We start from the raw sequence: 23524 nt of genomic DNA, 5'->3' as shown, positions 1-23524 counted from the left end.
TACTTGCACGGCCTGAAAATGATACGGCCTTTCGGCACTTTTATGTAATCCCCAGACTGCACAAGAGCGTCTTGTTTATGTTTTCCATGTCATCCTTGTTTAGATGACCAATATAGTTTTTTAACCTCGACTTGTCGATTGTTCTGATCTGTTCCAGCATAACAACAGATGGTTTCACCAAACCGCATCTGTCATTTAAGTGGTAATGCGTGGGGAACTTTCTGCTTTTTTTGCTTACACTGGTAATTGCTGCAATAATAATCGTAGGACTGAAACAATTTCCCACATTATTTTGAAGAATGAGTACAGGACGAGAGCCACTTTGTTCAGAGCCGATACCAGGGCTTAAATCAGCCGAATATATGTCACCTCGATGGAATTTTTCAAACATCACTCTCGCCTCCTTAATATCTTAATACTTAAACAGCCGCACCAGTCTGAAAGAAATCTTCGGATAAAAACCTGGTGCGGCTACTGTTATTCTGTTCGGATTACTCGTCATATTTGCCACGCTCCCTGACGATGGGAACACAACAGGTCTCCGCTGGCGCGGCTGTCATAACTCCGCAGCATCGTTCGTATCGTGTGCCACAGGGTTCCCCCCAAGTCTTTGGCGGGCCGTGAGGAAGTATCTTTAAGCCCCCATGCAGTCATCGCGCCGGATCTGCCACAATCCGTTTTATGAAATCGTAGATCGCTCCGAAGCAGTTCTTTCATCACCTCCCTGACTGCTCCATCTTCGCGGCGTTTCACATTCGCTCGTACATGAGTTATGTACCTGTTGTGCTGTCTATTCAGTTTTCAAAGATCTTGAGGTCACGAGGATAGCGTGTCCTTCTAATAACCGTGAGGCTTTGAGCCTTTCTTTCAGGGGCGTTACAGACGATTTTTAAGGAAAGTCTCCATGTTCCGAAGGCCGCGCTGTATAGATTCGCTGACCGATGCAACGCTGACTCCTTCGCTCTTGGCAATCGCTGATTCTGTCAGTCCCAGGAAGTAGTAAGCATAGATGCGCTTGGCCTGCTTGTCCGGCAGAGCGGCAATCGCAGCGTGAAGCTGCTCCATCGTCACTTTGCGCTCATACAGCTCACAAGGGGTCATGGAAACGAAAAGGGCATCATACTCAATTCCGTCTCCGCGATCCAGAGAATAATGCGCCTTGTGGTAATATGTACGGCGGCGGTATGCGGCCTCCAGGCGGTCATGCTCTTTCATAACAGCGGCTACTTCATCAGGAACCTCAATAATGTAATCGGTCTTATAAAAATCGGGATACTGCTCCCGCAGATTGATCTTGGTCATAATTTCCTCCATTTCAGTTGTTAGGGACAAAGGGCAACCGAAATGGCTATGGCGGAGAGCGACACCGGGGATGTTCGGGAAAATTCCCGTAAAATCGACAAAGAAAAACGTCAGACGGCCTTAATAGCTGTCTGACGCATTTTGTATAATATGTTGTACGATTGTGCGGATTATTTACGCTTGATTGCGCGTGTCCGTGTGTATAATTTCTCTTTGGTAGGTCATTGATTTTTTTAGGTAATCACCTACCTGAAAACCATAATTCTGCTGAAATAAATAACCGCCCATCGTAGACTCCTCAAACGGCAGTCACGGGCGGTAATGGAAATATGCCCTGCCGTGAAAGGCCGTTTTTTTTATTGGCCTCCCGTCAGGGCTTTTATGTATATTTTATCTTTCAAAGGTGCATGATAAACACATATCAATACGCGTGATTGGGTTATGGTAACTTCCCCTTACGCACGATAGAATGTAATAGAGGTGAACAATCATGCCGGAAGATGTATTTGTGTATTTGGGACAGTGCCTCAGAGATGCAAGAGAAGAATGTGGACTGACCCAACAGGAGCTTGCGGATCAAACCGGCAGAGGGCTTCGTCATCTCCAGGACATTGAAAAGGGCAGGAAAAATCCGTCTTACGATGTACTGGCATCCTTTATCAAGCGATTAGGCATTTCTGCTAATGAGCTGTTTTATCCTGACGCTTCGGAACAGGAAAAGCAAGTACAGCATTTCATGGGAAAGTTTCTGGCCTGTACCGAGGATGAGCGGCAGATTATCTTGAAAACACTGGATTGTATGGCGGAGCAGTTTATCAGCCGACGTTACAAATCCTCCGATCCGCAAAATTATGAATAAAACCAGCAGGGCAAAATGCAATTTGTTTCTGCTGGTTTTATTTTGCCTCCGGCAGTAGACGTAAATTTTCCTAGCCCAATCAATCGCCACTATTTTGTTTCCGGTATTCAGCCGGTGCAATCTTCATGACATCTCGAAATGCTGTTGCAAATTTACTCTGATTCTCATATCCAACCTGGCTGGCAATTTCTGCTATGGTTGCCTGTGTCTGGCGAAGCAGAGCAGCGGCCTGTTTCATGCGGTACACTTTCATATAGGTTCCAATGGGCTGTCCATAAACTCCCTTGAACGTATCCTTTAAGGTTGCCGTATTGATAAGATACTCTTTGGAAAGTTCCTCAATCGTTGGCCGTTCCTGCAAGTTGGAGATAAGCCGCTTGTGAATGTCCCGTACAATCTCCACCTGGGGAGAAGTATATAACTCTCGCTGCTTTTCTTTATTTACATCCACCATACACAAGAATAAGAGAAGCTCCTGCACCTTCAGCATGAAGTATGGCTTTTGCAGGCGATCCGGTACGGAATACAGTTCAGAAAAGATATGCTCAATCTCATCCTTGGCCCGCATGACAAAGCATGCGCCATCGGCACAAAATTTGTTTTTGAAATCTGCAATACCAATACCGCTCTCGGCGAGGATTCCAGGCGGATTTTGAGAAACCAGCTCCAGATCAAGCACTACTGAGATTCCGCGATAATGTCTCAAAGGAAAGGCCATTTCAGAAGCACAGTTATCCATTGTATGAATGGAAAGATCCCCTTCTCCGAGGTACAGGCAGGAACCGCTTTGCAATACGCTCCCTTCACGCCCTTCCCGGCAATGATTGATCTCCAGCACATTCTTATCAATGGTTCCGTCCCAATAACAACTCGTTGCTTCAAAATCATTGTAAATAAGCTGGATACCGGGATAAACCTGATAGACTGTCATAAGCCCCAGGCCATCCTCACAGTCCATTTTATAGACGGTGCAATATCCGTCATTATCTTTTGGAATAATCGCAGATAACCCCGTAGCATTGGTGATAGGGTTTTTGTTCATAGTATTCATTCCGTTATCTCGTATTTGTTCTGCCAGGATTCTCCTGGCGTCTTTTATTATATAGTTTTTTCTCATTTTATACCGCTCCAATCGGCAGGATGTGCAATCCAATCAGAAAGCAAATTCTATTATAGTGCAGCCCTGCCGAATGTGCAAATATACGAAAAAGCCGATGCCCTCCAAAACGGAAAACATCGGCTATATGCGGGATTTTATTTGCTGCAATATTCCTTTCCTACACAACCGGAACAACTGCCGCTACAACAAGAACCATTTTTGCGGTTCTTATGGATTTTTCGCACAGCCCATATTGCATAGAAAACAATCCCGATAAGGATTATACCAGTAACAAGCATCTAAAACTCCTTTCTGACTGGAAACTCACAACTTATTAGCTTTGGGTCTCCGATCCTCTTTTCAAAATCCAAAGTCCAAATGCGACCACTGATAAAATGGCCGCTGAACGAAGCACTTTTCCAAACGTCATATTCATACCTCACAGCAAAAGTCCAACACGATAAACCACAAAAGTAACAGCCCAGGCCACAACCAACTGGAACAGGGCCGAGAACAGCATCCACCTTGTACTGCCGGATTCCTTGCGAATTGTAGCTAGGGCCGCTGCACAGGGAACGTAAAGCAGGCAGAAAATCATCAGGCAAAACGCATTGAGCTGTCCAAAACCGGCTGCACCCAGGATGCCGACCAATGTATCCATTCCCGCGCCGGAGTTGATATTGGGAATCCCAAACAGAACGGCACAACTGGACACCACAACCTCTTTTGCAGAGATGCCAGCAATCAGAGCAACCGCTATCTGCCAGAATCCCAGTCCAATCGGTGCAAAGATCGGTACAAGCCAATGGCCCAGGATAGACCCGAAGCTGTCTGCCATTTCCGTAGTATAGCCATGCGGCCCAAAGTTCAGGATCACCCACATGAGGATAGATGCTACAAAGATGGTAGTACCTGCTTTGGTAAGGTAGTCCTTTACCTTTTCCCATACATAGATTGCCACAGTTCTGGCGCTGGGGGCCTTATATTCCGGCAGCTCAATCAGCAGATAATTTTCCGATTTTCTCCGGTCAATCAAATGGATGATCGCCGCTACCAGGATAGCGACCACCAGGCCGATCAGGTACATGGAATAGGCCACGAGCATGGCGCGTTCCTGAAAGAACATCTCGGCAAACAAGATGTAGATTGGCAGACGGGCGCTGCAACTCATAAAGGGCGTAATCAACATGACCTTAAAACGGTCACGCCGGTTTTCCAAAGACCGTGAAGCCATGATTGCCGGAACAGTGCAGCCAAATCCCAAAATCATGGGGATAAATGCCCGTCCGGAAAGTCCCAGCTTGCTCATAATCCCTTCCATGACATACGCAACACGGGCCATATATCCGCTGTCCTCCAGAAAAGCCAATGCCAGAAACAGAATGAAAATGTTCGGCAGGAAAGTCAGGATACCGCCCACACCGGCGATGATGCCGTCTACCAGCAGGGAGCGCAGCACTTCATTGACCCCGACAGCAATCAGTCCATCGCTTATCAATGCCGACAGGCTTTCAATTCCTAATTCTAGGAATCCTTTCAGCCAATCGCCAATGGTAAAGGTCAGGAAGAACACCGCCGCCATGACAACGAGGAAAATCGGGATGCTCCAAAACTTATGCGTCAATACACGGTCTGCCTTTTCCGTCAAAGCGTCTTGACGATCCTTATTGACCAGAACCTCCCTGATGATTTCCTCGATAAAATCATACTTCTCATTGATAATGTCGGATTCATAGTTCCGGTCGATCACATCCGGCATATTGACCGGATAACGTGCAGAGATTTCCTTATCCTGCTCCAGCAGCTTAATGGCGTGCCAGCGGTAATTGGACAGGTTCGGATATTTCCGCTTCAGCTCTGCCATGATAAGATCAATCTTGTCCTCAATAGCATCACTGTAAACCATTGCGTATTCTGAATGGTGGTCGTGCCGGTGTTTTGGAGTATATTTATGATGATGAATCAGACACTCCGGATCTTTACAGTCTTTATGGTGCGCGGCTGCATGAAGTAGCACATCCAGTCCTGTCCGTTTTCTGGCTGAAACTGGAATGACCGGGATGCCCAGCATTTCCGGCAGTCTGTGTGTGTCAATCTCCATGCCGCGCTTTTCCACAATGTCCATCATGTTCAGCGCCAGCACAACCGGCTTGCCCAGCTCCAAAAGCTGCAAAGTTAAGTATAGGTTTCGCTCCAGAGCGGAAGCGTCCGCAACATCAATAATCACATCGACTTCATCGCTTAGTATAAACTGTCTGGATACCTGTTCTTCCATTGTGTAGGAGGTCAGGCTGTAAGTGCCAGGAAGATCGACCAGTCGAATATTCAGATCATGGTCTTTAATGGCACCCTCTACTTTCTCAACGGTTACACCTGGCCAGTTTGCCACTTTCAGATTTGCACCGGTGTAAGCATTGAAAAGTGTTGTCTTTCCGCAGTTCGGATTTCCGATGAAGCCGATAGTCAAATTTTCTCTCATCGGAATTTACCCCACTAAAATATTCTTTGTGATATTGCGCCCAAGTGCAAAGCGTGTTCCCCTGACTTTCACAATCAGGACACCCCGACTTTTGCTGTTCAGAACAGCGATAGAGGTTCCACGGGTCATCCCAAGGGCCTCCAAACGCTTTTCTATATTGACAGGCAGATCAATATCCTCAACTTTATATTCATTTCCTATTTTTCCATCGCAAAGATACATGAACGCTCCCTCCTCACCGATTTACGGAAGAAGTCGCAGGCAGTTTGCGGAACTCATAAGCCACCATGAACGCGATAATAGCCACCAGAATCGCATCGGTCAGCGCAATCGCCAGCCACACGCCGCGAATACCCATGCCGCCGATCATTGGCAGAACCACACAAAGCGGGATAAAGAGAATAATCTGACGGAACAGCACAAGCCAGGTGGCCTTTTTCGCTTTACCCAAAGACTGAAACAGGGTCACGGCGATCATAAAGCTGCCTTGCAGGATATAGGTGCTGAACATGATACGGAAGTTTGTCGAACCTGATGCGGCGATACCCGGCGTTGTCAGGAACATGGACAAAATCTTTTCTGGGAACAGCTCGGCGGGGATATAGAACACCAGCGACAGCAGCGTTGCGGCGATAATGAAAACTCTGGTCAGCGTCTTTACCCGGTCATAGTCTTTCGCACCGTAGTTTGTACCGGCGGCAGGCTGGAATCCCTGGCTGATACCCCATAGAGGTACAAAAGAGAAATTCCAGAACCGGAGCGCCGCCGCTAAAAGGAGCTGGGAGGTTTCACCGCCATAGTTCGATGCCACACGATAAATCACTGTCTGCTGCACCAGGGTCAGAATCTGCATTAACAGAGCAGAGATGCCGACAGAAAGAACCTGGGGAAGCAGCTCACCATCAATGCGGATACGCCCGATCTTCACATGGGGGCTTTTCTTCTTGAAATACCACAGGGTAATCGCAGCCTGGACAAACTGGGAGAAAATCGTTGCATAAGCAGCCGCCTCAATGCCCATACCGTAGGGATTCAGGATACTGATAAAAATAGGGTCAAGAATGATATTCAAAATAGCGCCGCTGGCAATAATGGTCATTGCCCTTTTGAGCTGGCCTTCTCCACGGATGACCATGTTGGCGCTCTGGAAGAAGTTTACGAACAGAGAACCGGCGAATACGATCCGCAGATATTTCTCAGCGTAATTCAGAATGTTATCGCTGGCTCCGGTCAGGGACAGAAGCTGGCGGGTGAAAACCATACCCACAACAGTGTAGATGACGGACAACAGAAGAACCATCGCAACCAAGTTGCCCATGATCTTCTTAATTGTGTTCTCGTCCTTCTTGCCGATAGCGCGGGACAGTACCGATGCAGAACCCACGCCCAGCATGGCCGCTGAACCGGCATTGATAAGCGTCAAGGGATAGGATACCGATATGGCTCCCATCTGCACGTCACCGACCATCTGGCCGACAAAGATGGAATCCATCATGTTATAAAGCCCAACGACCACCATGCCAAGAACCGCAGGGATGCTAAGTTCAATCATCAGCGGCCAGGGGCTTTTTGTTAAGAGCTTTGTTCTTGTGTCAAGTGCCTGTTTCATCACTCTATTCCTCCTGGTCTATTTTAATTTCGAGGTATCCAGCAAAGCGCGCCAGTGACGTGCCTTGCTGGATTAGCCATATCTAACTAACCACTTAAAGTATATAAAATCCGGGCTTCTTTGTACGCTCCCAACCGCAGGATTTACAATCCAATCTGAAACGAATTTAGGAGCGGAAAGGACATAATGCCCTTTCCGCTCCCGTTGTTACTGTATCATTTTTTCCAGTAGTTTCAGGGCTTCTTCCAGTTTTGGATTTACGGCGTCCGTTTGCAGGGCCTCCCGGACGCAGCTTCGTATATGGGCTTGCAAAATCTGCTGATTGGCGCTTTTTAATAACGCCTGCGTAGCAAGAAGCTGATTGGAAATATCCACGCAATAGCGATTTTCCTCAACCATTTGCAGGATACCGTCTAACTGTCCTCTGGCGATTTTTAGCTTGTGAACAATATCGCCTTTCTTGGCCTTCATAAACGGCCCGTTACTGGATACTGACGAGCTGATAGCCAGCGTCCTCGATAGCAGCTTTCAGCACAGCATCCGGCACATCCTGGTCAAGCTGCACCTGGGCCGACTTACTCTCCAGGGAAACATCCACATCCTTGATGCCCTGGATGTCCCGCAGCGCCTTATCAACGTGTTTTACACACATTCCGCAAACCATTCCTTCGATGTTCAATACTTTTTCCATGTGAATTGCTCCTTTTCGTTCTTGTTTAATCGTTGTTTGTTCATGCATAGGGACTGAATCCCGTTCTGTATTGGCCTGATGCTTCGCCTTGAACCACCGCAGACGCAGGGCATTGGACACCACGAATACCGAACTGAAACTCATAGCAAAAGCGCCGATCATGGGGTTCAGCTTCCATGCAAAGGGAAGATAGAATACGCCTGCCGCCACCGGAATACCGATGATGTTGTAGATAAACGCCCAGAACAGATTTTGCTTGATGTTGCGGATAACCGCCTTACTAAGCTGGATTGCCGTGGACACATCCAGCAGATCGCTTTTCATCAAAACAATGTCCGCTGACTCAATCGCCACATCCGTTCCGGCCCCGATAGCGATACCAACATCCGCTCTGGCAAGGGCCGGAGCATCGTTGATACCGTCACCGACCATCGCCACCTTCTTACCGACGCTCTGCAAACGGCGGATTTCCTTCTCCTTATCCTGGGGGAATACCTCTGCCACGACACGATCCACGCCGACCTGACGCCGAATCGCTTCTGCGGTCTTTGCATTGTCGCCGGTCAGCATGACCACCTCAATGCCCATGCCGGTCAATTCCGCTATGGCCTGCTTGCTGGTGGGCTTAACTACATCCGCCACGGCAATGACACCAATAAGCTGACCGCCACGGGCAAAGAACAGAGGTGTTTTCCCGTCAACGGCCATTTCCTCGCCCAACTGAAGGAGTGCGCCGCCATTGATGCCATTTGCCGCCATCAGTCGGCGGTTTCCGGCAAGGCACGTTTCGTTTCCGATCTGACCCACAAGGCCCTGACCGGGAATCTGCTTGAAATCATCCACCGGGAGGAAGGAAAGTTGTGCTTTTTCGGCCTCTGCCACAATCGCGTCCGCCAGCGGATGCTCGGACAGCTTTTCCAGCGAAGCAGCGATTTGCAGCATCTCCTTTTGTGGAACACCCTCTTTGCAGAGCATATTTGTCACCACGGGCGTACCCTGGGTAATCGTGCCGGTCTTATCCAGCACAACCGTATCAATGTTATGGGCCGTTTCCAGGGCCTCCGCCGATTTAATCAGGATACCGTTGCTTGCGCCCTTGCCGGTTCCGACCATAATGGCCGTAGGCGTTGCAAGGCCCAGCGCACAGGGACAGGAAATGACCAGGACAGAAATGCCGATAGATAGGGCAAATTCAAAGCCATATCCCAACAGCAGCCAGACAATGACTGCAATCAGTGCGATGCTGATAACCACCGGAACAAACACGCCGCTGACCTTATCAGCCAGTTTCGCAATAGGGGCCTTGGAGCTGGTCGCTTCATCCACCAGCCGGACGATCTGTGCCAGCGTGGTATCATCGCCCACCTTGGTGGCCTGCATCTTGAAATAGCCGGACTTACTTGTGGTCGCGCCGATCACTTTGTCCCCGATATGCTTCTCCACGGGGATGCTCTCGCCGGTCAGGGCAGATTCATCAACGGAGGAAAAGCCCTCGATGACAATACCATCCACCGGCACAGACTCACCGGCCTTGACAATCAGGGTTTCGCCCAACTGCACTTCTTCCACAGACACCTGAAGCTCTTTTCCATCCCGCTCCACGGTAGCTGTTTTGGGAGCCAGATTCATCAGCTTTGTAATTGCATCCGAAGTCTTACCCTTTGCGCGGGCCTCCAGGGTTTTGCCCAAGGTGATAAGGGTCAGAATCATGCCTGCGGATTCAAAATACAAATCCATCATAAAGCTGTGAACCGTAGCCATATCCCCATGACCGAATCCGATGCCGATTTTGTAAATGGCGTAAATGCCATAAACGATTGCGGCGCTGGAGCCTATCGCAATCAGCGAATCCATGTTAGGCGAGCCGTGGAACAGGGTCTTGAAGCCCATCCGGTAATATTTGAAGTTGATGAACACCACCGGGATCAGCAGCAGGAATTGGGTAAATGCAAAGCTGATTGCATTTTCCATCCCCAGCAAGGAGCTGGGGAGCGGCCACCCCATCATGTGACCCATAGAAATATAAAACAGTGGGATCGTAAAAAGGGCAGAAAGCAGCAGCCGCTGTTTCATCTGCTTGTATTCTACCTGTGCCGTACTGACCTCCGGTTTTGCTGCCGGTGTGGTCGTGCGGCTCTTGTTTTGTGCGGAGGCTTTGGGAATCGCGCCATAACCGGCCTTTTCAACGGCCTGGACGATTCCCGCCGTATCCAAAACGGATTCATCATAAGAAGCAACCATGCTGTTTTTTAACAGGTTGACGGACACTTCTTTGATGCCAGGTAGCTTTGCCACGCTCTTTTCCACTCTGGTAGAGCAGGCCGAGCAAGTCATACCCGTAATGTCAAATTGCTCTTTTTGCAAAATCACCCCTTCTTTCTTATAAAGATTTGTGCGAGTACCCCTCCCCCGTAGGGAACTAAATACCGTTATGAAAAGGGGCGTTTGGCATCTTGGGGGAAAGATGCTAAAGCCCCGAACATAAAGTTTACGCACAAGGTCTTTGACCGTTTTTCATTATACTTATACTGCTTCTCCTTTGTCTGCTCCAAAGTGGAGCTTTTTTTATCCAAAGAGAAATGAGGTTTTTTGCTGGAAATCCAATCGGCAGGTTCTCCAATCCAAAGGGCAGAACCGCTCCCAAATCCATTGACTTTGAGGGTTTTCGTGAATATACTGGCAGCATGAACGATTAAACAATCTTTTAATTGTTCAGCCATATCAAGCCAACCAAATACCAAAATGAAAGGGGGCTTTCTCAATGAAAAAGACCATTAAACTGCTTGACCTGGACTGCGGCCATTGTGCTGACAAAATCCAGAACGCCGTGAAGAAGATTGATGGTGTGACCAGCGTATCCGTCAACTTCCTGGGTCAGAAGATGGTTCTGGAAGCGCCGGACGATCAGTTTGACGCTGTTCTGGCCGAAGCAAAGACGCTGATTAAGCAGATCGAGCCGGATGTGACTGTTAAGGCGTAATGAAAAGCTGGACACCGGCTGCCACAAGGTAGCCGGTGTTTTTCATCAATAGACAGAAAAAGCGTGACACGCTTTATGCTGCAACGAAAGGAGAATACACTATGACACGAAAACAAAGGCACTTGCTCACACGCATTATCGTGGCGGCGGTGCTGTTTCTTGCAGGCAGCTTGCTCCATCTCCCTGAATTGGCGGAGATGGCGGTCTTTCTCGTCTGCTATGTGGTTGTCGGCTGGGATATTGTCTGGAAGGCAATCACGAACATCCTGCATGGACAGGTGTTTGACGAAAATTTCCTGATGACGATTGCCACCATCGGCGCACTCATTTTGGGCGAACATTCCGAGGGTGTCGCCGTTATGCTGTTTTACCAGGTGGGCGAATGGTTCCAGTCCTATGCGGTGTCCAAGTCCAGAAAATCTATCGCAAGCCTGATGGACATTCGCCCGGACTATGCTAACATCGAAAGGGACGGAAAACTGGTTCAGGTTGACCCGGACGAGGTTCAGATTGGAGAAACCATTGTTGTGAAACCGGGAGAGCGCATCCCGCTGGACGGTACGATTCTCAAAGGCTTCTCCACCCTGGACACTTCGGCCCTGACCGGAGAATCCATGCCCCGCGAGGTGGAGCCGGGAATGGAGGTCATCAGCGGCTGTATCAACCAGACCGGCATCCTGAACATTCAGACCACAAAAGAATTTGGGGAATCCACCGTAGCCAAAATCCTTGACCTTGTGGAAAACGCAAGCGATAAGAAGGGCCGTATTGAGAATTTCATCACACGCTTTGCCAGGTATTATACCCCGGTAGTGGTATTTGCTGCTCTGGCGCTGGCAATCCTGCCGCCGCTGATTACCCAGCAGACATTCAGCACCTGGATTTACCGGGCCTTGACCTTCCTGGTGATTTCCTGCCCCTGTGCGCTGGTCATCTCCATTCCGCTTAGTTTCTTCGGAGGCATCGGCGGCGCGTCCAAGATCGGCGTTCTGGTAAAGGGCAGCAACTATCTGGAGGCCCTGGCAAATACCGAGGTCGTGGTCTTTGATAAGACCGGCACACTGACAAAAGGCTCCTTTGCGGTCAGCGAGATCCACCCTGTCGGCATGAAGGAAGCGCAGCTTTTGGAGCTGGCCGCATACGCTGAGGACTACTCCAACCACCCGATTTCTCTTTCTATTAAAAACGCCTATGGACAGAAAATCGACAACAGCCGAGTTTCCGATGTCCAGGAAATTGCCGGTCACGGCGTGCAGGCCGTGATTGACGGGAAAACGATTCTGGCCGGAAACACCAAGCTGATGGAGAAAGCGCATATTAAGTACACGCCATCCTCAGCTGTCGGCACCGTGGTCTATCTGGCCTGTGACGGGAAATACGCTGGATGTATCATCATTGAGGACGAGATCAAGGCCGATGCTCCAGCCGCAATCAAGCTGCTGAAATCTGCCGGTATCCGCAAAACGGTCATGCTGACCGGCGATGCAGATGCCGTTGGAAAGAAAGTCGCAGGGCAGCTTCATCTGGATCAGGTTTATACTGAACTGCTGCCCGCTGATAAGGTTGACCGCGTGGAAAGCCTGCTGAAGCAGAAAAGCGAAAAAGGTATGTTGGCCTTTGTTGGGGATGGTATCAATGACGCTCCCGTACTGGCGCGGGCCGATGTCGGTATTGCTATGGGCGGCTTGGGTTCCGATGCGGCCATTGAAGCTGCTGACGTGGTTCTTATGACGGATGAACCGTCCAAAATTGCCGCTGTTATGAAGATCGCCCGTAAGACGATCCGCATCGCAAATCAGAATATTGTGTTTGCCCTGGGCGTGAAATTCCTGGTTCTGATTTTAGGTGCGCTAGGCTATGCAAATATGTGGGCGGCGGTGTTCGCAGATGTAGGCGTTTCCATTATTGCGATTCTCAATGCCATCCGCGCCATGCGGGTCAAGCTGCCGGATATGCCAGCGGGCAGCACAAATCAGGGTTAAGCGCAATAGAAATGCGCCGCAACTTTCACACGCTGCGGCGCATTTCCTTATTGTTCAGTCGGGCATGATACTTCAAACAACGCATCTATGGCATGATGCAGGAGCTTTGCCTGCGGCGTGTCCGACAGCGAATAATAGACTTCTTTTCCGTCCCTGCGGCTTGAAATGATCCCGCTCTTTTTTAATATCCGCAGATGATGTGACACAGCAGGGGCGCTCATATCCACAGCCGCCGCGAGATTGCATACACATTCTTCACAATGGCACAGCAGCCACAGAATCCGCAGCCGGGTCGGATCGCCAAGCTGCTGAAATAAAAATGATATATCCTTAAACCCTTCCGCAGAGGGCATCTTATTTAAGACTTTTTCAATATTCTGTCCGTGGTTATGGGGTAGATTGTAATGCGGCATAAAAATCAGCTCCTTCCTGTGACTATGATACTGACATAATTCTTGTCTGTCAAACAGCTTCATTATAGATTGGAGAAAAATACATGAACGAAACAGAGAAAAAAACTTTTTCCGCTCCAAGCCCTGGCGAATTGGAACAATTAACCGAGCTTCACAAAGCGATGGGCGATTACACACGGATGCGGATACTTTGGTATCTGATGCAGAAAGATTCTTGCGTCAGCGAACTGGCACAAAAGATGGAGGTCACAGAATCGGCCATATCCCACCAGCTTCGTGCGCTTTGGATTGTCCGGTTAGTGCAATCACGCAAGGCCGGGAAAAACGTGATTTATTCCTTGCAGGACGAACATATCCGGTGGATTCTTGAAGAAACCTACGCTCATATTTCAGAAAGATAAAAACGCAGCCCCTGTGCTGTTTTGCAGGGGCTGCGCGGGTATTCAATTACAGCGTTTCGTAGGAAACCAGCTGGCTCATCGGGATGCGCTGCTTATTGAAGCGATTGGGGTCGCCGGTTCCTTCATCGGAATAGCCGACAACCAGAATGTTGACCGGCTCCAGGTTGGCCGGGAGGTCAAATTCCTTGCGCAGAACATCGGGCTTGAAGTAGCATACCCACACCGTTCCAAGGCCCAGCTCTGTGGCCTGGAGCATCATGTGGTCGGTCAGGATGGAGGCGTCAATGTCACCGGTCTGCTTCTGATCGAAAGGCCGTACCCACGCCTTATCGTGATCGGCGCAAACAATAATAGCCAGGGGCGCACCGTAGATATTGGCCGCTTTACTGATCTTCGCAAGACCTTCCTCGCTCTGAACGGCAATCAGGCGAATCGGCTGAAGGTTGGCAGCGGTCGGGGCCACATGAGCAGCCTCCAGAATCTGCTCCAGCTTCTCAGGTTCTACCTTCGTTTCCTTGTAATCGCGTACCGACATACGCTGCTTTGCAATCGTGATAAAATCCATAATATATAGTCCTTTCAGTATTTTTATTTTGAGCATATCAAATCAACCATTGACCTAATTGTAGCACTAGAACACAAAACCGCAAGAATGCACTTTTTCGGAAGATACTTCCCAAAAAGATAGCACCTTGCGGGAAAGGAGAGCCATTTTATGAAATGTGAAAAAAATCAATTCAACTGCCCAGTTGAGGCAACCCTGTCTTTGATCGGCGGCAAGTATAAGCCGTTGATCCTCTGGCATCTGATTGACCATCCATTACACTATATGGAGTTACAGCGGCTGATTTCAAACGCCACGCCGAAGATGCTTTCGCAGCAGCTTCACGATCTGGAAAACAACGGCATGATTCATCGTGAAGTGATTCCAGAAAAGCCGCCCAAGACGGTATATTCTCTTACCCCATTTGGACAGAGTATTGTTCCTATTCTGGATGCAATGTGCCAGTGGGGAAACAACTATCTGGACGGCCTGGATGTTCAGCCGCCATGCTGTCAAAGTCGCAAATAAAAGGCTGGGCATAGCTGACGAAAAACGGCTATGCCCAGCTTATATTTTCTGCTCTAAATTTGTGACTGCCGGACGTAATTGCACAGCGCGGCAAAGTCAACATGGGGATTCTTACTTAAAATCTGTTGCAGGCTTTCCCCGGCCTTTTGATGCAGCTTCGGCTTTTTCAGATCGTCCAAGCGGAAGAAGATATTGAGCCGCCTGCCGACAGTAAACAAAAGCCTTTCATCCGGTGGCAGGGTCAGAAAGCGGTCAATCGTAGAGAGCATTTCCTGTTTCTCTGTTCGCAGATTTCCCCTGACCTCCAGAAGCAGATTGACGATGTGTTCATTCACATAGTAACTGTCCATCTCATGTAGCTGCTGCAAGAATAACTTTTGCTCTATAACGATTTCTTCCTCCGATTGCAGAGTAAACGAGCCATCCCTGACAAACTCGCCCAGCTTGGACTCTAGCTTAATACCCGTGGCGTGGACACGGATAAAATCAGGCTGGATGATGTTCAACGCCTTTGCTGTTTGAGCAGCATTTTCTTCAGACAGCTCCTTGCCGCCGATCCCCAGCAATATGAACTCCGACAAGATCATGTCCGCATCTTTTGCCATGCAGCCGCTTCGTACAACGGTAGCGGAACCGTTCATTGCTAAAGCGGTTGCTATTGATTACCCGAAGCAGATAGTCGGTAAACTTTGGTGGCATGATGCTCTCAATACTTACCACAACTTTTCGCTCCGGGCTGTTATGAATTTGAGTAATCAGGGAAGAAAGCACCTGCGGAGATAAGATGATAAAATCCATTTCTCCCTTGATAATTAGCGTGTACTCTTTCATTTTAGGTCCCTTTTTCATACGGCCAGTGTAACCGACACTGGCCGTATGTTAGAACACATCAATCAGTTGCCCGCAGTCTTTCCACGATACTTTGCTTCTCCAAATTCTTAAAGCAGATATAGGGAACAACGATTGCAAACGCAATCAAAATCGGCGTACAGATTACCAGCGGCAATAGTGTAAAGTGGAATGTTGCCGTCCAGTCACCGGCTACCATCATACGGACACCAACAGCTACTGCCACAGTGCCTAATACATAAGCTGCCAACAAAGTGCTTCCCGCGTAATACAAGCCCTCATCGATCAGCATACGCCGGAGCTGCCGTTTTGTCATGCCGATGCTCTGGATCATGGCAAATTCTTTCTGGCGGGAAACAATCGCTGTTACCATCGAATTGACGAAATTCAGAATACCCACAAAAGCAATGATAAGGCTGATTGCAAAGCCCATCACAGTGTTCGCCCGTGTCTGTTCCTGATAATGCTCAATCAAAGTGGATTTCGCAGTATAATTCAGGCTCTTGTCCACGTCTTGTTGATATTGGATCAGCATTTCTTCCGCCTGCGGCTGGTATTCCTCGACTACATCAAAGAACAGCTTCCGCAGAGTGTTATCCGGGTACATGGCCCGGAATGTATCGGCAGGAAGATAGAAAGAAAGGAAGTCTTGTGTGCTGCTGTTTACGCCCTCGGTAATGGTGGGAATATCCGCCACAATCGCCATAACCTCGTATTGCTGGCCGTTCAACTCTACCGTATCACCAACAGAATAAGTCGGCTGTGTTTCTTTCCCACTGTCCTCTGCACCGGTAGCCGCTTCCATCACTACATAGCCCCCGGACAAGAATTTCCCTTTGTCAAAGGTGCCATCCAACATCCTGCCGTCCTGTGCAAAGGTGTCCAGAATCAGGCCGTCAATGCCGTATAGAATGGAAATACATTCGCCGCTGTCGATCATGTCGTGATAGGCTTCTGCCAACCCTGCATCCGTTGCTTCAATATAGGTCAGCCGGTCATCAGCGTTATAGTAGGTCTGGATATTTTCAAGAGCAGACGCCCCGATTTTATGTGTAAATACCTGCGAATACAAACGCCCTGTTGCTTCCAGCCCGGAAAGTCCCTCAATGTTCTGTACCAGCTCCGGGGAAATGGTGGTGCCATAGGGATTATAGGTGCCAAAGGTGGAAGAAATCGAACTGTCCTCTACCTCAAAATCACTGATAACTGTCTGGCTCATGTACTTATCAATATCGAAGCTGGCATTTTTCGCATAGACACATGAAAGCAGCACAAGCCCCAGCGTCAGGGAGCAGATTACCGTAATGGTACGCTTTTTGTTCCGGCCTAAGTTAGCCAGAGCCATCTTCGGGATGCTTGCGCCGCCGGTGCTTTTCTTTGTTTTCCGTTTGCTGTTCGTTCCGGCGTCGGTGTAGCGCAGAGCTTCCATTGGGGAAACCTTACCGGCGATTTTCGCAGGCTTCATGCAGGAGATCAGAACCGTCAAATAGGCAAACAGCGCAGAGCCGATGAAGATATAGGGATTGACCGCTGTTTTGGCTTCTCCCGTTGTCCCGGTTATCATTACCGGCACCAGCACAGCCCCCAGCAGATACCCGATCACAAGCCCGATAGGAATACCAATCAGCGACAGGCGGTTGGCCTGTCCGTAAATCATCTTCTTTAACTGTCTTTTGGTTGTCCCCAAAGTTTTCAGTCGGCCATAAAAGCGGATGTCACTGGCAACGGAGATCTGAAAGATGTTATAGATAATCAGATAACCGCTTGCAAATACCAGAACCATGCAAATTGCCATCGGCAGAACTTCACGGTTGATATTCTGGTTCATTGTGGAATCATAAGCGGCATTGGGAGAAAGGGACACATTGGAAAGGCCGGTGTCGGCTAAAATCTGTTCCGCCGCCCCTTCCAAATTGCTGTCGCTGTATAGGTCGATATGGAGCATCACCGTTCCTAATACCTGCCCGTTTGCCAACTGTTCCACTTGGTCGATACCTGCACACTGGCTTTGAACACAGGCTTCGGAAACCCATGCCATACTTGCCATAGCAGCAGAATTTCCATTCCAATAGCCGGAGAGGGTGAATATACTGGTGGTGATTTCTTCACCGTTTAAGTCCTTACGCCATTGCAGGGTGATTTTCTGCCCCAATTCATAAGGCAGCCCCATTTTATCAAGGGTAATGGTGTCCAAAGCAATCTCGTTTTCCTGCACCGGCATGGTTCCCTCGGTGGGATAGGAAAAGCTGGAACGGGCATAGTTTTCGTCCGCATAGCGGATTTCTACCTGTCGCCCGGTCAACTCCTTGTTTTCAGCAATTCCAACCACAATGCTTTTGCCAAAGTCTCGGACAGCTTCATGGGTGGTGATCTTCTCCACATCCGCGTCCGTCATGATGCCGGAACTCAAATGGCTGTTATATCCGGCCTGCTGAAAATTCATGTTCCGCAGGTTTTCAACCATGCTCTGCGATAGGACAAACAGGGATGTAAACATTACCGTTGTCAGAACAATGGCAAAGATGGCAACCAGATTGCGCGTTTTGTTTGCCTTGAAACTGCGGTTTGTCAATGTGCGTATCATTGATTTTTGTCTTTTCATGGTATCACCGCCTTACTCTGCAATCCGGCCATCTTCGATATGAATGGTACGATCTGCCTGCGCTGCAATTTCCGGGTTATGGGTAATCATTACAATGGTCTGATGAAATTTCTGACTGGTGACTTTCAAAAGCTCGATGACTTCATCACTGGTCTTGCTGTCCAGATTGCCGGTCGGCTCGTCGGCAAGGATGATTGCCGGTTTGCTGGCTAAAGCTCTTGCAATGGCGACGCGCTGCTGCTGGCCGCCGGAAAGAGTGTTGGGCATATTGTAGAGTTTCTTTTCCAGCCCCAGCAAAGCCACGATCTCTTTGATAAATTTCTGATCCGGCTTTTTCCCGTCAAGCTGGATGGGCATAACGATATTTTCATACACATTCAAGACGGGAACCAGATTGTAGTTCTGAAAGATAAAACCGATCCGCTGGCGGCGGAACACAGTCAAGTCCTCGTCTTTCAGCTTGCCCAGCTCGTAATTATCTACCCTGACAGAGCCGGAAGTGGGGCGGTCTAATCCCCCCAGCATATTCAGCAGGGTTGACTTGCCGCTGCCGGATGTGCCGATGATGGCAACAAACTCGCCCGGTTCAATCGAAATGCTTACGCCGTCCAGCGCCTTAACAATATTCGGCTCGGTGCCGTATTGCTTTGTCAGTTGCTTGGTGCTTAAAATACTCATGTTCTATAACCTCTCTTTGCTTTTTGTGTTTTTTCTTCATTATATCCGGGCAAAAGAAAGGCACAATGGAAAATGCGTAAACTAACATCTATAATGAAAAAACTAAGTCTGCACAAAAAAACGCCGCTTCGTGAAGAAGCGGCGTCAATCTGTTAAGGAATCGGGATCAGGATTTTCAGCAGGTAAGTTCCATCCCCCTGATGGAAACTGCACTGTCCGTCGTATTTTTCAACGGCTTTTTTAATATTGGGAATACCAAAGCCATGTACGAAACGATCTTTCTTTGTGGTTCCCTCGGCTGGCCGTGTCCCCGGTAAGGTGTTGTTTTCCACCGTGATAATCAACATATCCCGAACACGCTCGGCCTTGACAGTAACCAATCGTTGATCTTCCGGCAACCGTTCGCTGGCCTCCATAGCGTTGTCAAGGGCATTGCTGAAGATGGTGCTGATATCCAACGGCTCTATGAAGTCCATACCCTTGAAATCAACCAAAGCCGAGAAATCAATCTGCTTTTCGCGGGCTTTTGCTGCCTTGTCCTTTAGAATGATGTCAAGAAACTCGTTTCCTGTATGCACATAGTCCTCATAGTCTGCAATTTGAGAGCGGAGCATTTCGGCCATCTGCCGGGTTTCTGCTGTATTCTGCCTGCTTTCCATGACAAGCAGGTGGTTTTTCAGGTCGTGGTAGATGGAGCGGACACGTTCTTCTTCGACAATGCGCTCCTTGTAATAATCCCGCTGTGTTTCCATCTGCTGTACTCGGTATGCTGTCTGCATGGAATCATAAATATAAGCTGCCAGATACATACAACTGAAACTGGAAAAAATAGAAGCCCCACAGATGGGATAAACAATCACAGTATTTTCAGGCATAAAGTAGATAATTGTGAAGATTGCCACAAATGAGGCAAGAATCAGCATATCAATAATCAGCCATGTCTTTATGTTCAGATGGGACGGAATTTTTTCCAAAAACCTCCGCAAAACCAACCATGCACCGATCCAGAACAGTAACCGCAGCAAAAGGGACACCGTATGAATGGCTGCACTGGTGAGCATGAGTGTTGAGGATTGTAAAGCCTCCTCATAACTTGCTTGGGTTACGATTTTGAATAATCGGCCCCCGGTGTCAAGCATTAAGTAGTTAATGGCAATGAGTGCCGGATAAAAAACAAGTATGACCGATAATTTCTCCATGAATGTCCCGCGATAAAACAGTAGAACATAGAGAAAAAACAAAACCATTGTACCAAACAGACTTCCAGCATCATTGGAATAGATAATGGAATCAGCTAAATAGCCACAAATCAGAAACGCTATAACTTTTAGTACCACATTTTTGCGGAGAGGAAGAAAGGATTTCAAAATAAGAAAGAAAATCGCTGTATATCCCCATGCCAATAAAAAAGAGAGAATTTCAAAAAAGCGGATCATAAGAAATTCCCCCAATAGTCCGTCAGCCGTTCCATAAATTCTTTCCGTTTGGGCTGGCTGATGAGAATGACCTCACCTGTAATCAATTCAATATCCAGCTTCTTGATGCCTTTCACATAGAACAGATTGACAATGTAGCTGGTATGGCAGCGCACAAAGTCTTTGTCGCAAAGCTCCCGTTCCACTTCTTTCATGCTCTTATAGCAGATAATATTTTCCTGCTCGGTATGGAACATCAGATTGCGGTTATAGGTTTCAACGTATCGAATGGATTTCAGCGGCACCTTATATTTGCCGGTATCGTTGGTAATCACCAGAGAGGGGGCATCTTCTTTCTGGCTGCGCTCCACGAATTTGTCCATTTCTGATTTGAGCCGGGCATATTTCATGGGCTTAATGATGTAGTTCGTCGCATGGTATTTATATCCCTCAAGCCCATACTGTGTAAGAGTAGTTAGAAAAATAATGCCCACGGTTTCGTCCATTTGTCGGATACGCTCGGCAGCATGAAGTCCGTCTACCATCTTCATTTGAATATCAAGGAAAATCAGGTCTATGGTTGGATCGTATTTCTCGATTAGCTCCATACCGTCATAGTACGGGGTAATCTTTATGTTCCGTCCTGTTTCCTTGCTGTATTGGTTCAGTAAGTCGGTCAAATACTGGACAAAGTCTTTTTCATCATCACAAATTGCTATATGCAGCACTGTATCACCTGCTTTCGTTATACCGTCTGTCCTTTGGCTTCTCTGCCTCCTTGGGGATCAGCCAGACACCGGCCATTTTGACAGCACCGGGGATGCGTCCATCGGTGCAGTAATAATTTATCTGACGGGACGAAACGCCCCATTTTTCGCTTGCCTCTTTGAGCGTCATGTAATCCATGTTCACACCTCTAACAATTTATTTTATTATATTTCATTTGCTCGAAGAATACAAGCCCGCAACCATGCTGTCAAAAAAAGAAAATCGGTATAATCGTACATCTTGTCAGGCATAATAAGGTCATTCCATCATATAAACCGGAACAATACAATATTATTGAGGTGAACGATTATGCCGATTGATGATTTAACTGCTTTAGGGCAAAAAATGCTGGAAGCCCGAAAGAATAAAGAGCTAACACAGCAGGAGCTATCTGATCTGAGCCATGTTTCTGTAAAGCAAATCGCCAATATCGAAAAGGGGAAAATGAATCCCTCTTATTTGATTTTAAGAGTATTGGCAAAGGTCCTGCACATCTCTTTAGATACGCTTATAAATCCAGATATTTCTCTGGAAGATGAAGGTGTCAATCAGATGAAAATGCTTTATTCCACCTGTCCGCCAGAAATGCGTGACACCCTGTTACATCACACACAGGAAACGGTGAAAGAACTGACAGAGTTGTCCGAGAAATTTGAAACGAATTGAGCCAGTGAGTGAAATTTAACGATTCTCTCAGTGGTTCTTTTCATTTTCGGAGAAAAGAGGCAAGCAATGCCTGTGTTAATACACACAGGCCCGCAGAGAAGAAAATCCCTCCGTGATTTTCCTCTCCGCTTGCTTGTTGAGGGCAGCGCCCCCAAGCCCCTTTGAACACAGAATTTCATTCTGTGGCTGCGCGTTCTGCGAACGCTTTTGACCAGGACCAGCTTACCGCTGGCCGTGGTCTTTTTCTTTTTCAACATCCTGTTCTACCTCCATTTTCAGCACTCGATCTACATTTGCCTTTGCCGTTAAAAGCTCCCGCATTTCCTCACGGGAACGCCGGTACTCGGCATAGGTCTTTTTCTTTTCTTCCAGCAATTTCGCGTACTCCGTCTGCAACTCTTTGACCTTGGGAAGCTTCTTGACTCCCATCTCATCAAAGGCATTCTTAGCAGCCTGGTGGAGCAAAATTTCTTCCTCATGTTCTTCCCGGAATTTCTTAGAGTAACCCGCCTTGCGGTATGCCACATAGACCTCACGGGTCTTGGCATAATTTACGATGTGAGTACGCAGAACAGCGATCTCTGCCATGCGCTTTTCAGCCGCTTTGATCTGCGCCGAAAGATCATTGTGATGTGCCGTGGCAGCCGCAGCCTTTTCTTCCAAAACCGCATACTCCAGCAGATTGTTCTCTGACAGGTAATTCATGGTCTGCGCCATTTGTTTCAGATTAAAAACTTTAGCCCATCGAGCATAGCCAGCACCTTTTCCAGCCTGCAATTTTGCCTGAATGTCCACCAGCAGATTGACCTTCGGCGGCTCTGCCTGTGTGACGGTTTTCTTTCGCGGGGTATGTGCTTTCTTCCCTAAGAGAACTGCCCGCAAATCTTCCAATCCATATCCTTCGCCCAGACTGTCCATGCGGGCGGCTTTCTCCCAACCAGAGAGCTTCAGTCGATACGATTTTCCGAGGTTTGAGACTTCACAACCATACTCTTGCAACAGCTTCAGCAGTTCTTCAAAGTCAGCAGGACTTTGTGATAATGCGTTGTCAATCATCACACGCAGCTGTTCCCGATGGGAGGGCTTGGCCTGATCGCCCAGCCATTTGTTATAGCTCTTTCCGTGAAGTTTCGGATTCTCTACAATGGACAGTCCATTCTCAATACAGATGGTGTCACTTAGCCGACGAACCGCCTTGGTGCTGCCCCAAAAGTTTCGGAACTTCCGGTCATATTCTAAGCTGACCGATGACCAGATAATGTGATTATGAATGTGCGACTTGTCTATGTGAGTGCAGACTACAAAGGCATGATTGCCTTTAGTAAAACGCTTTGCAAATTCTACGCCCAGCCGGTTTGCTTCTTCCGGGGTAATCTCACCGGGGCGGAAGGACTGGCGCACATGATAGGCAATCACATCATCTGTACCACGCACCCGTCCGGTAGCGGCAATGTACTGCCGCTTTGCCAGAAGAAACTCTGCATCCGCAGTCCGGCTGTCACACGCATAGCCGGTAATGAGCTTGCCGTTATCTGTTTTCTTTGGGTTTGCCACATAGTCGATGATGTCACTGATTGCCCGGCTTTCTGTGCGACCCTTGCCAACATGAAGCGGCATGATTCTTGTAGTTGCCATAATAGAAGGACCTCCTCTCATAAA

The 23524-nt window shown here is 48.2% G+C and carries 25 protein-coding genes; 6 read left to right on the top strand and 19 right to left on the bottom strand.

The features are described 5' to 3' along the window. Positions 1-40: 40 nt before the first annotated feature. Entirely contained in the window at positions 41-391 is a 351-nt protein-coding gene (locus HMPREF0240_RS10480; RefSeq protein WP_002576184.1) for a type II toxin-antitoxin system PemK/MazF family toxin, read from the bottom strand. 485 nt (positions 392-876) lie between these two features. Next, on the bottom strand, positions 877-1302 hold the full coding sequence (locus HMPREF0240_RS10475; RefSeq protein WP_025491709.1) for a sigma factor-like helix-turn-helix DNA-binding protein: 426 nt from the start codon (positions 1300-1302) through the stop codon (positions 877-879). 490 nt (positions 1303-1792) lie between these two features. Between HMPREF0240_RS10475 and HMPREF0240_RS10470 the strand changes: the two genes are divergently transcribed. After that, positions 1793-2161 (top strand): helix-turn-helix transcriptional regulator, encoded by a 369-nt coding sequence (locus HMPREF0240_RS10470; RefSeq protein ID WP_002576186.1) that lies wholly within the window; start codon positions 1793-1795, stop codon positions 2159-2161. Between the two features lie 79 nt (positions 2162-2240). On the opposite strand, the gene HMPREF0240_RS10465 is transcribed toward HMPREF0240_RS10470, so the two are convergent. The 8 genes from HMPREF0240_RS10465 to HMPREF0240_RS10435 all read right to left on the bottom strand — a co-directional run bounded on the left by HMPREF0240_RS10465 (position 2241) and on the right by HMPREF0240_RS10435 (position 10759). Next, complete coding sequence (locus HMPREF0240_RS10465) at positions 2241-3278, bottom strand: AraC family transcriptional regulator (RefSeq protein ID WP_002576187.1); 1038 nt, start codon at positions 3276-3278, stop codon at positions 2241-2243. A 137-nt stretch (positions 3279-3415) separates the two neighbouring features. Then, the gene (locus tag HMPREF0240_RS23920) at positions 3416-3559 is read right to left on the bottom strand and encodes a FeoB-associated Cys-rich membrane protein (RefSeq protein ID WP_080637114.1); all 144 of its coding nucleotides are present in this window, start codon (positions 3557-3559) and stop codon (positions 3416-3418) included. Positions 3560-3699: 140 nt separating this feature from the next. After that, complete coding sequence (gene feoB, locus HMPREF0240_RS10460; RefSeq protein ID WP_005342311.1) at positions 3700-5739, bottom strand: ferrous iron transport protein B; 2040 nt, start codon at positions 5737-5739, stop codon at positions 3700-3702. Positions 5740-5745: 6 nt separating this feature from the next. Further along, the gene (locus HMPREF0240_RS10455; protein ID WP_002576189.1) at positions 5746-5961 is read right to left on the bottom strand and encodes a FeoA domain-containing protein; all 216 of its coding nucleotides are present in this window, start codon (positions 5959-5961) and stop codon (positions 5746-5748) included. A gap of 13 nt (positions 5962-5974) precedes the next feature. Then, positions 5975-7348 carry an MATE family efflux transporter gene (locus HMPREF0240_RS10450; protein ID WP_002576190.1) on the bottom strand — a complete coding sequence of 458 codons (1374 nt, stop codon included), beginning with the start codon at positions 7346-7348 and terminating at the stop codon, positions 5975-5977. Positions 7349-7555: 207 nt separating this feature from the next. Further along, positions 7556-7819, bottom strand: a complete 264-nt coding sequence (locus HMPREF0240_RS10445) for a metal-sensing transcriptional repressor (RefSeq protein WP_002578546.1) — start codon at positions 7817-7819, stop codon at positions 7556-7558. 10 nt (positions 7820-7829) lie between these two features. Beyond that, positions 7830-10403: a heavy metal translocating P-type ATPase gene (locus HMPREF0240_RS10440; RefSeq protein WP_025491711.1), complete on the bottom strand. Its 2574-nt coding sequence runs from the start codon at positions 10401-10403 to the stop codon at positions 7830-7832. A gap of 65 nt (positions 10404-10468) precedes the next feature. Then, positions 10469-10759 (bottom strand): hypothetical protein, encoded by a 291-nt coding sequence (locus tag HMPREF0240_RS10435; protein ID WP_147331933.1) that lies wholly within the window; start codon positions 10757-10759, stop codon positions 10469-10471. Positions 10760-10800: 41 nt separating this feature from the next. Here HMPREF0240_RS10435 and HMPREF0240_RS10430 point away from each other — a divergent pair, with 41 nt between their 5' ends. Together HMPREF0240_RS10430 and HMPREF0240_RS10425 are read left to right on the top strand one after the other, a co-directional pair. Further along, a complete protein-coding gene (locus tag HMPREF0240_RS10430; RefSeq protein ID WP_002576192.1) occupies positions 10801-11019 on the top strand; it encodes a cation transporter in 219 nt (72 codons plus the stop codon). Positions 11020-11120: 101 nt separating this feature from the next. Then, positions 11121-13001 carry a heavy metal translocating P-type ATPase gene (locus HMPREF0240_RS10425; RefSeq protein ID WP_009003388.1) on the top strand — a complete coding sequence of 627 codons (1881 nt, stop codon included), beginning with the start codon at positions 11121-11123 and terminating at the stop codon, positions 12999-13001. 47 nt (positions 13002-13048) lie between these two features. Here HMPREF0240_RS10425 and HMPREF0240_RS10420 read toward each other — a convergent pair whose 3' ends face one another. Next, positions 13049-13414, bottom strand: a complete 366-nt coding sequence (locus tag HMPREF0240_RS10420) for a metalloregulator ArsR/SmtB family transcription factor (RefSeq protein WP_002576194.1) — start codon at positions 13412-13414, stop codon at positions 13049-13051. Positions 13415-13497: 83 nt separating this feature from the next. On the opposite strand from HMPREF0240_RS10420, the gene HMPREF0240_RS10415 reads away from it, so the two are divergent. Then, on the top strand, positions 13498-13815 hold the full coding sequence (locus HMPREF0240_RS10415) for a metalloregulator ArsR/SmtB family transcription factor (protein WP_002576195.1): 318 nt from the start codon (positions 13498-13500) through the stop codon (positions 13813-13815). A gap of 46 nt (positions 13816-13861) precedes the next feature. Here HMPREF0240_RS10415 and HMPREF0240_RS10410 read toward each other — a convergent pair whose 3' ends face one another. Next, positions 13862-14380, bottom strand: coding sequence for a nitroreductase family protein (locus HMPREF0240_RS10410; RefSeq protein ID WP_002576196.1), 519 nt, complete (start codon positions 14378-14380; stop codon positions 13862-13864). A gap of 150 nt (positions 14381-14530) precedes the next feature. Here HMPREF0240_RS10410 and HMPREF0240_RS10405 point away from each other — a divergent pair, with 150 nt between their 5' ends. Beyond that, the gene (locus HMPREF0240_RS10405; protein WP_009003386.1) at positions 14531-14887 is read left to right on the top strand and encodes a helix-turn-helix domain-containing protein; all 357 of its coding nucleotides are present in this window, start codon (positions 14531-14533) and stop codon (positions 14885-14887) included. Positions 14888-14940: 53 nt separating this feature from the next. On the opposite strand, the gene HMPREF0240_RS10400 is transcribed toward HMPREF0240_RS10405, so the two are convergent. From HMPREF0240_RS10400 to HMPREF0240_RS10375, 6 genes are all read right to left on the bottom strand, one after another. Then, on the bottom strand, positions 14941-15492 hold the full coding sequence (locus HMPREF0240_RS10400) for a coproporphyrinogen III oxidase (RefSeq protein WP_227108925.1): 552 nt from the start codon (positions 15490-15492) through the stop codon (positions 14941-14943). 284 nt (positions 15493-15776) lie between these two features. Then, entirely contained in the window at positions 15777-18338 is a 2562-nt protein-coding gene (locus HMPREF0240_RS10395) for an ABC transporter permease (RefSeq protein ID WP_009003384.1), read from the bottom strand. A gap of 12 nt (positions 18339-18350) precedes the next feature. Continuing rightward, positions 18351-19016 (bottom strand): ABC transporter ATP-binding protein, encoded by a 666-nt coding sequence (locus HMPREF0240_RS10390; RefSeq protein ID WP_002576200.1) that lies wholly within the window; start codon positions 19014-19016, stop codon positions 18351-18353. Between the two features lie 152 nt (positions 19017-19168). Beyond that, positions 19169-19990, bottom strand: coding sequence for an ATP-binding protein (locus HMPREF0240_RS24990; RefSeq protein ID WP_242833326.1), 822 nt, complete (start codon positions 19988-19990; stop codon positions 19169-19171). A 458-nt stretch (positions 19991-20448) separates the two neighbouring features. Continuing rightward, positions 20449-21159 carry a LytTR family DNA-binding domain-containing protein gene (locus HMPREF0240_RS10380; protein ID WP_002576202.1) on the bottom strand — a complete coding sequence of 237 codons (711 nt, stop codon included), beginning with the start codon at positions 21157-21159 and terminating at the stop codon, positions 20449-20451. A gap of 4 nt (positions 21160-21163) precedes the next feature. Then, complete coding sequence (locus HMPREF0240_RS10375; RefSeq protein ID WP_002576203.1) at positions 21164-21337, bottom strand: helix-turn-helix domain-containing protein; 174 nt, start codon at positions 21335-21337, stop codon at positions 21164-21166. Positions 21338-21508: 171 nt separating this feature from the next. Between HMPREF0240_RS10375 and HMPREF0240_RS10370 the strand changes: the two genes are divergently transcribed. After that, positions 21509-21865 carry a helix-turn-helix transcriptional regulator gene (locus tag HMPREF0240_RS10370; RefSeq protein WP_009003382.1) on the top strand — a complete coding sequence of 119 codons (357 nt, stop codon included), beginning with the start codon at positions 21509-21511 and terminating at the stop codon, positions 21863-21865. A gap of 222 nt (positions 21866-22087) precedes the next feature. Here HMPREF0240_RS10370 and HMPREF0240_RS10365 read toward each other — a convergent pair whose 3' ends face one another. Next, positions 22088-23500 carry a relaxase/mobilization nuclease domain-containing protein gene (locus tag HMPREF0240_RS10365; protein ID WP_035313060.1) on the bottom strand — a complete coding sequence of 471 codons (1413 nt, stop codon included), beginning with the start codon at positions 23498-23500 and terminating at the stop codon, positions 22088-22090. Between the last annotated feature and the right edge of the window lie 24 nt (positions 23501-23524).

Origin of the sequence: Clostridium sp. D5 (assembly GCF_000190355.1) — a bacterium.
GTDB lineage: Bacteria > Bacillota > Clostridia > Lachnospirales > Lachnospiraceae > Faecalicatena > Faecalicatena fissicatena_A.
This window is presented reverse-complemented; position numbering and strand designations above follow the sequence as displayed.

Coding starts and splice junctions, on each gene's coding strand:
- feoB (WP_005342311.1), bottom strand. CDS start 5,739: ATGAGAGAAAATTTGACTATCGGCTTCATCGGAAATCCGAACTGCGGA.
- HMPREF0240_RS10390 (WP_002576200.1), bottom strand. CDS start 19,016: ATGAGTATTTTAAGCACCAAGCAACTGACAAAGCAATACGGCACCGAG.
- HMPREF0240_RS10410 (WP_002576196.1), bottom strand. CDS start 14,380: ATGGATTTTATCACGATTGCAAAGCAGCGTATGTCGGTACGCGATTAC.
- HMPREF0240_RS10425 (WP_009003388.1), top strand. CDS start 11,121: ATGACACGAAAACAAAGGCACTTGCTCACACGCATTATCGTGGCGGCG.
- HMPREF0240_RS10450 (WP_002576190.1), bottom strand. CDS start 7,348: ATGAAACAGGCACTTGACACAAGAACAAAGCTCTTAACAAAAAGCCCC.
- HMPREF0240_RS10465 (WP_002576187.1), bottom strand. CDS start 3,278: ATGAGAAAAAACTATATAATAAAAGACGCCAGGAGAATCCTGGCAGAA.
- HMPREF0240_RS10365 (WP_035313060.1), bottom strand. CDS start 23,500: ATGGCAACTACAAGAATCATGCCGCTTCATGTTGGCAAGGGTCGCACA.
- HMPREF0240_RS10400 (WP_227108925.1), bottom strand. CDS start 15,492: ATGGCAAAAGATGCGGACATGATCTTGTCGGAGTTCATATTGCTGGGG.
- HMPREF0240_RS10415 (WP_002576195.1), top strand. CDS start 13,498: ATGAACGAAACAGAGAAAAAAACTTTTTCCGCTCCAAGCCCTGGCGAA.
- HMPREF0240_RS10370 (WP_009003382.1), top strand. CDS start 21,509: ATGCCGATTGATGATTTAACTGCTTTAGGGCAAAAAATGCTGGAAGCC.
- HMPREF0240_RS10455 (WP_002576189.1), bottom strand. CDS start 5,961: ATGTATCTTTGCGATGGAAAAATAGGAAATGAATATAAAGTTGAGGAT.
- HMPREF0240_RS10435 (WP_147331933.1), bottom strand. CDS start 10,759: ATGGCTGAACAATTAAAAGATTGTTTAATCGTTCATGCTGCCAGTATA.
- HMPREF0240_RS10480 (WP_002576184.1), bottom strand. CDS start 391: ATGTTTGAAAAATTCCATCGAGGTGACATATATTCGGCTGATTTAAGC.
- HMPREF0240_RS10445 (WP_002578546.1), bottom strand. CDS start 7,819: ATGAAGGCCAAGAAAGGCGATATTGTTCACAAGCTAAAAATCGCCAGA.
- HMPREF0240_RS10470 (WP_002576186.1), top strand. CDS start 1,793: ATGCCGGAAGATGTATTTGTGTATTTGGGACAGTGCCTCAGAGATGCA.
- HMPREF0240_RS23920 (WP_080637114.1), bottom strand. CDS start 3,559: ATGCTTGTTACTGGTATAATCCTTATCGGGATTGTTTTCTATGCAATA.
- HMPREF0240_RS10375 (WP_002576203.1), bottom strand. CDS start 21,337: ATGGATTACATGACGCTCAAAGAGGCAAGCGAAAAATGGGGCGTTTCG.
- HMPREF0240_RS10405 (WP_009003386.1), top strand. CDS start 14,531: ATGAAATGTGAAAAAAATCAATTCAACTGCCCAGTTGAGGCAACCCTG.
- HMPREF0240_RS10430 (WP_002576192.1), top strand. CDS start 10,801: ATGAAAAAGACCATTAAACTGCTTGACCTGGACTGCGGCCATTGTGCT.
- HMPREF0240_RS10395 (WP_009003384.1), bottom strand. CDS start 18,338: ATGAAAAGACAAAAATCAATGATACGCACATTGACAAACCGCAGTTTC.
- HMPREF0240_RS10420 (WP_002576194.1), bottom strand. CDS start 13,414: ATGCCGCATTACAATCTACCCCATAACCACGGACAGAATATTGAAAAA.
- HMPREF0240_RS10475 (WP_025491709.1), bottom strand. CDS start 1,302: ATGACCAAGATCAATCTGCGGGAGCAGTATCCCGATTTTTATAAGACC.